10 protein-coding genes are annotated in these 13,902 nt (G+C 61.3%); 3 read left to right on the top strand and 7 right to left on the bottom strand.

Annotated elements, in window-relative coordinates; translation table 11 throughout:
* Positions 1-84 precede the first annotated feature (84 nt).
* Entirely contained in the window at positions 85-2,004 is a 1,920-nt protein-coding gene (locus C1M53_RS23630) for a potassium transporter Kup (RefSeq protein ID WP_129414455.1), read from the bottom strand.
* A 106-nt stretch (positions 2,005-2,110) separates the two neighbouring features.
* The gene (locus C1M53_RS23625) at positions 2,111-2,851 is read right to left on the bottom strand and encodes a pyridoxine 5'-phosphate synthase (RefSeq protein WP_129414454.1); all 741 of its coding nucleotides are present in this window, start codon (positions 2,849-2,851) and stop codon (positions 2,111-2,113) included.
* A 120-nt stretch (positions 2,852-2,971) separates the two neighbouring features.
* Between C1M53_RS23625 and C1M53_RS23620 the strand changes: the two genes are divergently transcribed.
* The gene (locus tag C1M53_RS23620) at positions 2,972-3,859 is read left to right on the top strand and encodes a hypothetical protein (protein ID WP_245488256.1); all 888 of its coding nucleotides are present in this window, start codon (positions 2,972-2,974) and stop codon (positions 3,857-3,859) included.
* Positions 3,860-3,909: 50 nt separating this feature from the next.
* Here C1M53_RS23620 and C1M53_RS23615 read toward each other — a convergent pair whose 3' ends face one another.
* The 3 genes from C1M53_RS23615 to C1M53_RS23605 all read right to left on the bottom strand — a co-directional run bounded on the left by C1M53_RS23615 (position 3,910) and on the right by C1M53_RS23605 (position 10,342).
* A complete protein-coding gene (locus tag C1M53_RS23615; RefSeq protein WP_129414453.1) occupies positions 3,910-8,082 on the bottom strand; it encodes an autotransporter domain-containing protein in 4,173 nt (1,390 codons plus the stop codon).
* Between the two features lie 180 nt (positions 8,083-8,262).
* A complete protein-coding gene (locus C1M53_RS23610) occupies positions 8,263-9,390 on the bottom strand; it encodes an ATP-dependent RecD-like DNA helicase (RefSeq protein WP_129414452.1) in 1,128 nt (375 codons plus the stop codon).
* A 67-nt stretch (positions 9,391-9,457) separates the two neighbouring features.
* The gene (locus tag C1M53_RS23605) at positions 9,458-10,342 is read right to left on the bottom strand and encodes a LysR family transcriptional regulator (protein WP_129414451.1); all 885 of its coding nucleotides are present in this window, start codon (positions 10,340-10,342) and stop codon (positions 9,458-9,460) included.
* Positions 10,343-10,656: 314 nt separating this feature from the next.
* Here C1M53_RS23605 and C1M53_RS23600 point away from each other — a divergent pair, with 314 nt between their 5' ends.
* A complete protein-coding gene (locus C1M53_RS23600) occupies positions 10,657-11,946 on the top strand; it encodes an SDR family oxidoreductase (RefSeq protein WP_129414450.1) in 1,290 nt (429 codons plus the stop codon).
* Between the two features lie 3 nt (positions 11,947-11,949).
* Entirely contained in the window at positions 11,950-12,423 is a 474-nt protein-coding gene (locus C1M53_RS23595) for a DUF2269 domain-containing protein (protein ID WP_129414449.1), read from the top strand.
* Between the two features lie 89 nt (positions 12,424-12,512).
* Here C1M53_RS23595 and C1M53_RS23590 read toward each other — a convergent pair whose 3' ends face one another.
* Positions 12,513-13,061 (bottom strand): NAD(P)H-dependent oxidoreductase, encoded by a 549-nt coding sequence (locus tag C1M53_RS23590; RefSeq protein WP_165358227.1) that lies wholly within the window; start codon positions 13,059-13,061, stop codon positions 12,513-12,515.
* Positions 13,062-13,281: 220 nt separating this feature from the next.
* Entirely contained in the window at positions 13,282-13,740 is a 459-nt protein-coding gene (locus C1M53_RS23585) for a GFA family protein (RefSeq protein WP_129414448.1), read from the bottom strand.
* Positions 13,741-13,902 lie beyond the last annotated feature (162 nt).

The raw sequence follows: 13,902 nt of genomic DNA, 5'->3' as shown, positions 1-13,902 counted from the left end.
CGGTGATGCGTCGCCCTGATGTCTTCGGAAGGGTGACGTGCGGCCTCATGATAGCGGCCCCGGAGGCCGCGACCCTGATCATCGCTAGATCGTCACCTGCGTACCGACTTCGACAACACGGCCTGTCGGAATCTGGAAGTATTCGGTCGCATCTGCCGCGGTGCGCGCCAGGCCAATGAACAGCCTGTCCTGCCACAGCGGCATGCCGGAATTCGGCGAAGCCTTCAGTGACCGACGTGACAGGAAGAACGACGTCGTCATGATATCGAATTTCCAGCCCTGCTTGCGGCAGATGGCCAGCGCCTTCGGGATGTTGGGCTGTTCCATGTAGCCGAAAGTCAACGACACCCGCATGAACAGCTCGTTGATGGCCTCCATCTTGACGCGTTCGCTGTCGGGCACGACCGGCTGCGGCGCCGTCACCACCGATAGAATGACGTTCTGCTCATGCAGCACCTTGTAGTGCTTGAGGCTGTGCATGAGCGCCGTCGGCGCGCTCAGCGGATCGCTGGTCAGGAACACGGCGGTGCCGGCAACGACCTGCGGCTTTTTCTTGAGCAGATTGCCGGCGAGGAAATCGAGCGGGATCTCGTTGCGACGCGTCTTTTCAAACAGGTAGCGGCTGCCACGCACCCACGTCCACATGACCAGCACCACGGAGAAGGCGACCGCAAGCGAAGCCCAGCCGCCTTCGAACACCTTGACGATGTTGGAGACGAAGAAGCCGACATCGATGAACGCGAACAGCGCCGTCAGCGCCACAGCCAGGCCGACATGCCATTTCCAGATACGGGTCATGATCACAAACAGCAGCACGGTAGTGACCAGCATGTTGCCGGTGACCGAAATGCCGTAGGCAGAGGCCAGCGAACTCGACTGCTGGAAGCCGACAACCAGCAGCATGACCACGATTGCCAGGATGAAATTGACGCGTGGCATGTAGATCTGGCCGGACTGCTTTTCCGACGTATGCTGGATCTCGAGACGCGGCAGCATGTTGAGCTGCACGGCCTGGCGAGTCAGCGAAAAAGCACCTGAAATCACTGCCTGGCTGGCGATGACGGTTGCGGCGGTCGCAAGCACGACCATCGGTATCAGCGCCCAGCCTTCGTTCATCTCGAAGAACGGGTGGCCAATTTCTCCACCCCTGGCCAGAACATAGGCGGCCTGCCCGGCGTAGTTGAGCAGCAGGCTGGGAAAGACCACCCAGAGCCAGGCAAGCACGATTGGCTTGCGGCCAAAATGACCGAGGTCGGCGTAGAGCGCTTCCGCACCCGTCACGGCCAGGAAGATCGCACCCACGGTAACAAAAGCGACACCCGGCGAATTGATCAGGAAATGCACGATGTAATACGGATTGATCGCCAGCAGGACTTCCGGATCGTCGACGATGTGGACAATGCCCGAGACACCGATGGCAAGGAACCAGAGCGCTGTGATCGGACCGAAGATCAGGGCCACACTGCCGGTGCCGAACCGCTGCACCGAAAACAGGATCGCCAGGATCACCAGCGTCAGCGGCACGACATAGGGATCAAACGCCGGCGTGACCACCTTCATGCCTTCGACAGCCGACAGCACCGAGATCGCCGGCGTAATGACGGCATCGCCGTAGAACAGCGAAGCACCGACCATGCCGATGCCAAGCACAATCGCCGAGCGTTTCTGGAAAGTGGCGCGTGCCAGCGCCATCAGCGACAGCGTGCCGCCCTCACCGCGGTTGTCGGCGCGCAGCACGAACATGATGTATTTGATGGTGACGATGATGGTCAGCGCCCAGATCACCAAAGACAGGACGCCAAGGACATCCTCGCGCTTGGACAACTCACTGCCGGACGCTGCGACCAGCGCTTCGCGGAAAGCATAGATCGGGCTGGTACCGATATCGCCGTAGACGACACCGAGAGCGCCCAGCATCAGCACCTTGGTGCTGTGCTGCTCAACCCCTGAATGCTCGGGCAGTTCGGTTCCTTCAGCCTCAGCGCCATGGTTGGCAGCGGCCATCGGTGACACTCCGTTTCAAGCGCGCGGTGCTCTACGCTTGCCGCAATGCAATATCAAGTGCCCCGGCGTCATGACGCTGACATTCGCGGGTTCGAACAAATTTCCGCTACCACCCGCACGCCTTCAGGAACCGCCCTATCGTGCCCGCCATGCCATACTCCAGCGCATCCGCTGTCAAGCCATGTCCGATAGAGACTTCCGCCAGCGCCGGGATGCGCTTCACCAGGGGTGGCAGGTTGGACACCACGAGGTCGTGCCCGGCATTGACCTGCAGCCCGGCAGCTATTGCCGCATCCGCCGTTTTTCCAAGCCTTTCCAATTCCTTGGCCGCTTTTTCGGAATCAGAATGGTAACCGCCATAAGGGCCGGTGTAGAGTTCGATGCGATCAGCGCCGATATCACGTGCCACCACTGCGCCGGCGGGGTCAGGGTCGGAAAACAGGGAAACGCGGAAACCGCCCTTCTTCAGACGCCTGACGATGGGTTCGAGAAAATCAGCCTGCCCGACAAAGTTCCAGCCATGATCCGAAGTCGCCTGCGCAGGGTCGTCCGGCACCAGAGTCACCTGCTCGGGCTGGTTCTTTTCCACAAGGTCGAGAAAATCCTCGGTCGGGTAACCTTCGATGTTGAATTCAGCCTTGGGAAATTCGTCGTCGATCAGCGCGCGAAGCTCCGGCAAATCGGAATGCCGGGTATGACGTTCATCAGGCCGCGGATGGACGGTCAGGCCATGCGCGCCGGCAGCGAGCGCAATGCGACCGAGCCCCGTCACGCTTGGCCATGGCAGATCACGACGGTTGCGCAGCAACGCGATGGCATTGAGGTTCACGGAAAGCTTGGCGGGCATGGTCGGCCTTGAGGCGGTTGCGGGCGGCAGAACCTATAGCCCAGCGCTGGCGAAACCAACATCCTTTTCGGCTGTTCCAGCCTGCCGCTTTCAGTTGCACGTCATGAAGGGATGGGCAACATGGGCGACCTCTCAGGGATCACCATGCCAACACTGCGCATTCTCGATTCGCTCTCCGATCCCGGCAACGCGGGCCGCCGCAACGAGGACACCACTGGCAGCAACGCCTCTTGTGCTTTCGTCATCGATGGCGCCACCGGGCTCGGCGGCAAGCCGCTGCTCGATGTCACGTCCGATGCAGCATGGCTTGCTGTCTTTGCGGCACAGGCTTTCGAAGCGGAAATCGGCATGACCAATTCAATTGCCGATGTGGTCCGCAACGTGAACATGCGTGTCCAGCAGAGAATTCTCGAAGCCCCCTCCGGGGAGATTGTGGAGGCCTGGGCTCTGCCGACCGCGAGCTTTCAACTGGTGCGCGTGGAAGGCCGGGAATTGATCGTCTACGGCCTTGGCGACTGCAGGCTGTTCCTGGCCGGCGCGGATGGCACGGCGTTCGAAACCAATGGCAATTACAGCAAGGCTGAAAGCGAAGGTGCACGTCGAGCCGTGGCGCAGGCTGGTGGCCTGGCGGCCTGGCGTTCGCTGGCAGACGAGCCGGTGGTGCGCGAAGCCCTGCGTCGATCGCGCGCGCGCCACAATCAGCCCGGCGGTTCGGTGTGGACGCTGGGCAGCGCGCCCGAAGCAGCCTCCCATCTTTCAATTCGACGGCTCAGCCCCGCCTTGCCGGCGCGCGGGCTTCTATGCACCGACGGCTTTTCAGCCTTGGTCGATAAATACGCGCGCTATGAGGGCACCGGGTTGATTCGCGCGGCATCCGAACGCGGTCTGACAACGCTCATGGCCGAGTTGCGACAGATCGAACGCGAGGAAGATCCGGACGGCCAGAAATTCCCGCGCTTCAAGGTAAGCGACGACGCGACGGCGCTGCTGTTTGAGATAACGCACTGACGCATCGGCACACGTCCATCCATGTAACCCTGAGTGCTTTGCATGGATGGTCAGAACTTCAGGGCGAAGTCTGCGCGAATACCATGATCGCGAGCCCCGCCGCCGAACTGCCCGCTGTACAGAACACCGAATTTCGCGCTGGGAGAAATTGCGATATCAATGCCTGCTTCCAGCACCGCGGCGTCACGGGCAAGCGGGACACCGGCAATGAAAAAGACGTTGCCGCTGGCAAAGCTGAAATCGCCACCAGGTGTGCGATCGCCAAAGACATGCCGCCAGCCTACCATGCCGCGAGCCGTCGCCCGGGCATCGCCAAGGGCAAAATCGGTCACTGCCCGCACGCCGAGCGTCGTCGACGTCGCGTCTGTCGTCGTGCTTGAGACGGCCAATGCGCCAGTGCCGCCATCCTCCGTGAAAGCATCGGTGTGCAGATTGACATAGGCGAGATTGGCGAACGGCTCGAGCGCGATGCCGCCAGCCTGCAGCTGATAGCCGATTTCGCCGAATATCTGCGCTGTGCCACCGTCATAGCCGGCGGTCAGTTTCTGGTCGAAGCCGGCAAATGCGGCGTGACGCCGGGTTGTGACATCGTGCCAGCTGTAAGCTGCTCCGGTCCGGACCGCGAACCGATCAAACACTTCGCCGCCATAGATGCCGAGGTAGGCATTGTCGCTGTTACCCGACGAGCCACGCGCATCGGCATCGAATGACGTGCGGCCATATCCTGCAAGAACACCGACGCGCCAGGTGTCGTTCAGTTCCGCGTCGGCGCCGAGCAGGAGACCTCCCGTCGAATGGTCGAGTGCTGCGGCGTTGCCGTCGCCCGGGCTCTTGCCCCATGAGCCCATGGCTCTGCCCCACAAGACCACACCTCCGAGTGTCGGGCCACCCGGAACCGCCCCTATGCCGTGAACTGCCGTCCCATCATCCGCAATAGCCTGCTCTCTCAGCCGCGCCACCATCGCGTCGCGGAGCAGACGGCTGTCTTCCAGCAACACGCCCTTGAGCGACGCATGTAATTCACCCGAAAGCTGGTCGAAGGCCGCACGCGCTCCAGGCGCATCCAGTTGCAGGACAGTTTCGAGCAGCGGATTTCCTGCCGCCAGCGAATCGAGCCCCCTGGCCGTCGCGATCTGGTTCGGCGTACTTCCGGCGCTGTCCAAGGTAGCCGTCTGATCGATCGCCAGGAACACATTGTTCGCGTCGTAACTCAATGAGGGCGTGAGGAAAGCTGAGCGACCCGAACCGAGCGACAGTCCTCCGAACATGCCGGAGACGCCGCCGTCAGCGCTCAGGATCTTGTAGCGGGAATCGCTGACAAAACCGGCAAGCGGGATCACCGCGACGTTGCCACCATTCAAGCTGGCACGACCGGCTACATCGATGAAATCGCTGCGCCCGCCGTCGCCGACTTCGACCTGATAGGTCGAGCCGGCGGCAAAGCTGATATCTCCCGCCACCGACAATGTGCCGATGGAATTGCCGGGAGCGACCGTCGCTGCCGATGCGAGACTGGTAGTGCCGACTGTGCCTGAACCGGCGAGCCAGCCATTCGCCTGGACGCCGAGCGTACCGCCGAGATGGCCGTTCACGACAAGCTTCGCGCTGCCTACCGACGTCGTACCGAGGAAATCGCTCGAGTTCCCGGTCAGGACCGTGGTGCCGGAAACAAGATCGATGTTGCCGCGTCCGGTCAGCGCCGACGCAAAAACATAGTCCGTCCCGGTGTGGTTGAAATTGATGGCGCCAATGCCGGCCCCGAACGAGACCGTTTTGGCTGCGATCGTTCCAGGCGCGACGGCCGTCTCGCCGAGACCTGAACCGATGTTGAGCGTACCTCTGGCGGACCCCTTGACGGCAATCTTGATTTCGCCGGCACCTTCGCCGGAAACGACCTTGCCGCCCTCAGCCACTGTCAGCGTACCGTCGGCTTCGTAGGCCACGTAGATCGAATCGGCCACATCGCGGCTGGTCCAGGTCGAGCCGGCACCGCGCACGATTGCCAGCCCCTTGCCCGGTCCGCTGTCGCCGATTGACGCGAAACCACTCACGACGGTACCGCCATTTTCGACAATCAGCGTGCCGTTGCCTTCGTCGCCGACCGCGATCAACTCCATGCTCCACAAGGAGTTGGTGCCACTCACCAGCACGGAACCCGTCGAGCCGGCATTCTTGGCGATGCGACCGATAAAGCCACCGGCAACCTTGCCGCCATCGCCGACAACCAGAGAGCCGCTACCGGACGTGCCGATGTCAACGTCGTCGGCCAAGGTCATCGCCCAGGTCGAGCCGGCTCCGGTCACGAATACCTTGCCAACACCGCTGGCTTCGCTGCCGATCTTGGCATCGCCGGTGACCAGCGTCCCAGCAGCGGTAACGGTCACCGCGCCATCGGCTTCGTAGCCGACGAGGAACAGGTCGGGTCCGGTGTTCGTCCAGGTCGAGCCCGCGCCGCGTATAACCGCAACGCCTTTCCCTGGCCCGCTGTCGCCTATCGAAGCGATTTGGCTGGTGACCTTACCGCCATTCTCGACCAGCATCGTGCCGGTGCCTTCGTCGCCGACAGCAATTACCGTCATGCCCCAGAGCGAGCCGGCACCGCTGACCAGCACCGAACCGATGGAGCCGGCATTCTTCGCGATGCGACCGACAAGCCCTGAGCCGACCTTGCCGCCGTCAGTGATGGAGAGTGTGCCGGTGCCGGACACGCCGATTTCTATATCGTCGCCGGACGACACCGCCCAGGTCGAGCCCGAGCCACTGATTGAAACTGCGCCCAATGCACCGCTTTGCTTGCCGATGAGTGTGTCGGCGCTGGTCAGCGTTCCGCCAGCTGCCACGGTGATCGTGCCTTTGCCAAATTCACCAACAGCTAGCGGCCCCGTACTGGTCCACATCGAATCTGGGCCGGCAATCAAGACTTCGCCCGTTCCGTATTCCCCAACCGTACCTCGCGAATTGCTGACTTTGCCGCCATCACCGATGGTGAGATTGCCGTTGCCGTCACGTCCGATAGTCAGAGGGCCACCATTGATCCATTGCGATCCGGTACCTGTCACCACGACAGAGCCGCGGCCGACTCCAAGTGAGCCAATCACACCGGCATCATCGCTGGTTACCAAGCCGCCCTTCTCTATGAGGAGTTTCCCGTCCCCAGCCTCTCCAACAAGGGTAACGCTGGACATATTCCATCGCGAACCAGTACCGCTGACCGAGACAGATCCAACTGAACCGGCAGCGCGTCCGACAAACCCTGACCGGCCCGACACGCCGGCCCCGTCCAAAACAGTGAGCCGGCCATGACCAGCATCACCAATAAAAAGGTCGTCACTCCTGTTGTCCCATATCGAGCGTGCGCCAGTAACGGTTGCGATGCCTGTTCCGGACGCGAGCTGCCCGATCGAAGCACCCGAGCCCAGGATAAATCCACCGTCGGAGATGGTCAGTGTTCCGTTCGTGCCTTCGCCGACGGTCAGCTCTCCATTCAGGGCCCAGACTGATCCCAATCCGGTCAGTGTTACCGCGCCCCCTTTGCCACCAGTGTGCGTTCCAATCGAAGCAACCGTCGTTAAAACCACGCCGCGATTTTCGATCTGAAGACTGCCGTAACCATCCGTGCCAACCGAGAGGTTTCCGGAAGCCCATTGCGAGGTCTGAACGGTGACGACGCCAACAGCATCTTCGTTGCTGCCGATAAAGGCACTTTTCGAAGACATGTGACCGCCGTTGAGAACGTTTACGGCTCCCTCTCCATCGAAGCCGACAATAAGCTGGTCATTGCTCCATTGCCCGGCAATGTCGACAACACCCAAAGAGCCCGGTTCCATACCGATCCAGCCCAGCCTGCTCGTCAAACGACCGCCGCTTGCAATATCAACGTGCCCCGTTCCCGATCCCCCCACATAGACCGTGTCTGCAAATGCGTTACCGCCGGAGATCCGTGCTCCCGGAGAAGACAGGTCGATCATGGCGTCGTCAGCCGCTGTCGGCACAGCACCGGTGCTCCAATTGCCGCCCTCAAACCAGTTCGCCGAGTTGGAGCCATCCCAGACTGTCTGTGCCGCAGCGAAGGAGGGTAAGGCTGTTGCAAACGCGCTGGCCAGCAATATCGCCTTCAAGCTCTTCAGTGTGGACAGACGGTTCGACAGCGAGATCAGGCCGGATACTTCGACAGCCTCCCCATCTCCTCGCAGCCAAGTGTCATTCCGGCACAGGTCGAGCATACTCTTCCCCTCAAAAGAGACTCGCCGACTGTAGCGAACGCGCTGCGCCCGCACTTCATATGAACGGATTAGGTATTGGCCCGCAAATCGCGTGCGACGCTGCGCGTTCCTTTGCGCCCGCCAGAAGAGGCGCACTCCAAAATATTCAGCGATTGGGCGGGTTGGTGACCTGGGAAGAGCCTACCGCACCACGGTCAGCCGCTCGGCCGCGCGCGTGATCGCGGTGTAGAGCCAGCGCTGGCGTGTTTCCTTGAAGGCAAAGCTTTCATCGAACAGCACGACCTCGTTCCATTGCGAACCCTGCGCCTTGTGCACGGTCAGCGCATAGCCGAAGTCGAAATCGTCGAAGCGTTTTTTCTGCTGCCAGGAAATCTCTTCTTCCGGATTCTCGAACGCTGCCTTGAGCAGCTTGATCTTGGCAACGCCGCGGTCGGGGTCGTCTTCTTCCGGTGAGACGAGCAGGTTGATGCCTGGCTTCACCGTTTCGCGCGACGAGGTCATCACCTTCCACAACGAGCCGTTGAGCAGGCCCTTGGCCGGGTCGTTGCGCAAGCAGACCAGCTTGTCTCCGGCCTGCGGATAGTCCGCAGTAAAACCCTTCAGTTCGCGCAGTCGTTGATTGTAGCGCCGCCTCGTCTGGTTGCGTCCGACCAGCACCTGGTCGGCCTTCAGTACCAGATCCTGGTTGACTTCCTCGCGGCCGATCACCTGGGCAGCACCGTAGTCGCCACGCATGAACTCACGTCCTTCCCGCACATCAAGCGCCAGACGGATGATCGGGTTGTCGCGTGCCTGGCGATGAATCTCCGTGAGCAGATAGTCCGGTTCATGCTCTGTGAAGAAGCCGCCGCCGGATATCGGCGGCAGCTGCGCCGGATCGCCCAGCACCAGAACCGGCGTACCGAAGGACAACAGATCGCGACCGAGCTGTTCATCCACCATCGAACATTCGTCGATGATGACGAGCGCTGCCTTGGCGATCGGGCTCTGGCGGTTGAGCGAGAAGGTCGGATTGATCGACGTCTTTCCCGTCGTCTCATCCTCCACGGCCTCTTCGCCGCGCGGGCGATAGATCAGCGAGTGGATGGTACGGGCATTCACAGCGCCTTTCGAACGCAAGACCTGGGCTGCCTTGCCCGTGAAGGCGGCGAACTGCACCTGGCCATCGACATGCTCGGCGAAATAACGCGCCAGCGTCGTCTTGCCGGTACCCGCGTAGCCGAACAGACGAAACACCTGTGGCTGGCCAACCTTCAGCCAGCGCGCAACCGCCTTCAGCGCCTCATCCTGTTGGGGTGAAAGTTCCATGGCCGAGACAAAGGAGATTCTGTCGTCGACGGCAAGACCCCATCGATCAGATAGCTGCCACCACAGACTACTTTGCCAGTCTCTCCAAGGCCTTCACGGTTTCGCGCAGCCCCCGGTCGCGCAGCTTGTCGGTGCGCAGCACCATGGCAAGCACGCGCGAAAGCGGTGGCGACAACTGTTTGACGTTGAAGCGCCTGATATCCCGCTCGTTGTCCATGGCTTGCCGAGGAAGAATAGCGCAGCCGAGCCCTGCCGCTACCAGTTCCTTGATCGCCTCAACGCTGCCCAGTGACATTGCAGGCTTCATGCGGATACCGGCCGCCGCGAACCAGCCTTCGACAAGACGGTAGGCGTTACCGCCGGTCTCGAACAGCACGAGTTGCAGGGCGGAAAGGATTTCGGGCGTCGTTTCGACCGGCATGGGTGCACCCGAAGCAAAAACAGCGACGAATTCGTCCTCGACCAGAGGCCTGATGTCGAGCGAGCGGCTGGAGACCGGCAAGGTCACGAGCCCGATGTCGATACGGTTTTCCTGCACAGCCTCGACAATCGCCGCCGCGTTGCCGGTGCTGACCGTGATCTCCATTGTAGGGAAACGCTGTCGCAGCGCCTTCAACGCCGGTGGCAGGAGATGAATGCTGGCCGTAGCACCGGTGCCGATGCGAACGCGGCGAGGCTGGTTACCGGTATGACCGGCCATCGCGTCCAGCGCGGCATCTGCCGCGGCGCCAATACGCTCGGCATGAAGCGAAAGCTCGACGCCCGCTGCGGTCGGCTGCGCCTTGCGACTGATGCGCTCGATCAGCCTCACTCCCAGCCGTTTCTCCAGTTCCCGCAATTGCAGGCTGATCGCGGGTTGCGTCAGTCCCTGTTTTCGAGCCGCGGCCGAGAAGCTGCCCAACTCGACAACGTCCAGAAAGGTTTGCAACTGGTCGAGATTCAGTCCTCGCATACAAAGAAATTCTAATACCTTGTATCAGCTATGCAAGAATTCCTTTGCAGACATTATCTGGCGACTATGGCGAACCAAACCAGCCGAGATCGCCATGCCAGTCTGTGCCGCCTTCCTCGAACTGCTGCATTATCTAGCCCAGTCCCCATCATCGCGGTTGCGGCAGCGCGCAGCGCTGCGTGAATTGGACGCGCATCTGTTGACCGATCTGGCACTGACGAAGAAACAGGCGACCGAGGCGCGCCTGTCGGCCGGACAGCCAGCGGAAAACCCGCCTGAGTGTACCGTACCAAGCGACCCGCTATCATACGGACATGCGTGTCTTGATTCTGGGTGGCAACGGATTGATAGGCTCGGCCGTGGCGCACGCGCTGGCACGGCGCGGCCACGAGCTCCTGGCGATCGGACGTGACATTGCGGTTGCGTCACGACGCATGCCGGGTATCGATTGGCGCAGGGTCGACATCGCTCGCCTGACCGATGTCGAAGCCTGGCTGCCCTTGCTCCAGGAAATGGATGCCGTCGTCAATTGCGCAGGCGCTTTGCAGGACGGAGCTCGGGACGATGTAAGGGCATTGCAGGAAACCGCAATGCTTGCCCTCTATCAAGCGTCGGTGGCGTCCGGCATCAAACTCATGGTTCAGATCTCGGCCCGTACCGACGGGATCGCTGCAGCAACAGAGTTTCTTGCTACCAAGCGTTTGGCTGACGAGGCGTTGACACGGTCCGGCGTACCGTTCGTCATCCTGCGGCCGGCGCTCGTCATCGGCCGCAATTGTTATGGCGGTTCATCGCTGCTGCGAGCATTGGCTGCTTTTCCTCTCGTGACACCGCTGGTGAATGCAAACTCACCGATCGAGGTGGCGGCGCTGGACGACGTCACTCTCGCCGTGATCCACGCACTGGAGAACGGTATTCCCACCGGCAGCGATCTGCATGTCGCGGCACCCCAAATCTTCACGCTGGCACAGATCGTGGCGCGGCATCGGGCATGGCTTGGTCTGCCGGCTGCATCCGTTCTGCCTGTTCCCATGTTTGCAGCATCAGCCGTGTCGCGACTGGCCGATTGGCTCGGCTGGCTTGGCTGGCGCTCGCCCTTGCGGTCGACGGCGATGCTTTCCGCATCTGGCGGCATAACCAGCGCCGCCGGCAATGTGAACTTGCCTTTCACGCCAAGATCACTCGACGAGACCCTCGATACCCAGCCGGCCGGGGCTCAGGACCTATGGTTCGCCCGGCTCTATCTCCTGAAGCCGTTGATCATCGGCACGTTGTCGCTGTTCTGGATTGTCTCGGGCGTGATGTCACTTGCCCTTTTCAAGGCCTCCAGCGCGCACCTGGCAGAAGTAGGTGTTTCGTCAGCTGGCGCCATACTGCTCACCCTCGCGACCAGCCTTGCAGATATAGGGTTGGGGCTGGCAGCCGCCGCGCGGCGCACGGTTCGGCCTGCCCTGCTTGGCATGATCGGCCTCTCGATGTGCTATCTGGCGACGGCATCCATTCTGGAGCCCTCGCTTTGGCTCGACCCACTCGGCGTTCTGGTGAAAGTCATTCCGCAGATCGTACTGGCGGTTGTCGCGCTCGCCATTATCGAGGAACGCTAGGCAATGGTCGATCTCCTGCGGCTCGTCCATGTGCTTGGCGCCACGGTGCTGTTTGGAACGGGCCTCGGTATCGCATTCTTCATGGTCGTCGCGCACCGTAGCTTCAGGCCGGACCTGATTGCCCATGTCGCCGGCACGGTCGTCATAGCCGATACGATCTTCACGGCGACGGCAGTCATCCTGCAGCCGATCACCGGCGCCCTTCTGGCCCACCAGCTCGGCTGGCCGCTTTCCGAGGGCTGGATCGCGCTCTCTTTGGCACTTTATGTTGTTACCGGACTGTTCTGGCTGCCGGTGGTCGTCATTCAAATCCGCTTGCGCGATCTCGCCCGGGAGTCTGCGGCGACAGGCAGCCCTCTCCCTGCAAGATATTTCCGACTCTACGGAATCTGGTTCGCTTTCGGCTGGCCGGCCTTCGCCAGTGTCCTCGCCATTTTCTGGCTCATGCTGACAAAACCATCAATCGTCCTGTTCTGACAAATACCGCGCCCGACAGAGCGCTGCCGGGCCAAAAAGAAAGGCCAGGCATTTCGCCCGGCCTTTCTCCTTCCTGGATCGGAAACCGCTTATTTCTTGGCGTGCAGGGCGATGTGCTGCTCGAACGCCTTACCGAAAGCGGTGAGGAAATCCTTGGTACCCTGATTGGTCAGGTTGCCGGCCTCGTCGAACAAGTTGGCAGCTCCGCCAATATAGGCTTCCGGCTGACCCATCACCGGCATGTTCAGGAAGGCCAGCGACTGGCGCAGGTGATGATTGGAGCCGAAGCCGCCGATGGCACCGATCGAGGTGGAGATGATCGCCGCCGGCTTGCCGTTCAGCGCGCCCTGGCCGTAAGGACGCGAGGCAACGTCAATGGCGTTCTTCAAGACACCCGGTACTGACCGGTTGTACTCGGCGGTCGCGAACAACACCGCATCGGCATCGGCGATACGCTTGCGAAATGCAACCCAGTCCGCCGGCGGATTGGTGTCCAGGTCCTGATTGTAGTGAGAAACGGCACCGATATCGAGGAAGTCGAACTCGAGACCTGGCGTCAACGCAGCAAGCGCCTTGGCGATCTTGCGGTTGAAGGAGTCCTTGCGCAGGCTGCCGACAAGTACGGCCACTTTGGTCATGGAAATATCCCTTGAGAGAATGGTTCGAGATGTCGCCAACGCCGGAAGCCGCCAGGTTTTCCCTGATGGCCGCACTGTCCCCTCGACCGGCGCCGAGCGGTCGCCGAATAGTTCATATGACCTGATCCGGCAATTCAACGTTTTGCGAACAGTGCGTCACCTGTTCGGTAGCGACCTGTCGCCCCTTGCTCTTATCAAACAGCGACGGCTGAGCAGTCCCTTAGAAATGAAGGGATCCGGTTGGCTGCTGCAGGTCCGCAACCAAAAGGCCGAGCATCCTACAGCACATCACCCGGCCTCGGCGCAGTGTGCTTCTGCAGCCGCAGAAGTCCAAGGGAAGCTGTTCGCTGACATAACCGTGAACGGTCGGTGGATAGCGTTCCGGGTGATCCATCGCGCCCAGCATGAAAAACACCTGGTCTTCGATGCGCGCATCACGGTAGGCGATGGGCGCCCCGCAAGTCGCGCAAAAGCTTCGGCTGATCGGAAACTTGCCGTAGATCGACGCTTCACCACGGAAAGTCACGTGCTCGGCCAGGAAACCGACGAAGGCTGCGACGGGCGCGCCGCTTGCCCTTCGGCAGTCAGTGCAGTGGCAGTAGCTGGTGTAGAATGGGTCGGCCGAAGCCTCGAAGATGATAGCGCCGCAGCGACACCCGCCGGTGTGAAGTATGGTCATGTCATCTCCCAGCATGGGCTCGCTGCGTTGCGGAAAGCCCTGTCGTCATTCGCGAACCAGGCCGCCTTGGCGATCCTGACATCGCCCAACGGAAGCAACCTAGCGAATAACGGGGCAAACTGGGAAGCGGTGACAGTCTCCGGTCCGCACGCCGGACAAAGG

The sequence above is a fragment of the Mesorhizobium sp. Pch-S genome (assembly GCF_004136315.1).
Taxonomy (GTDB): Bacteria; Pseudomonadota; Alphaproteobacteria; order Rhizobiales; family Rhizobiaceae; genus Mesorhizobium.
Note: the sequence above shows the minus strand (reverse complement) of the source record. Positions and strands in the feature narration are given on the sequence as shown.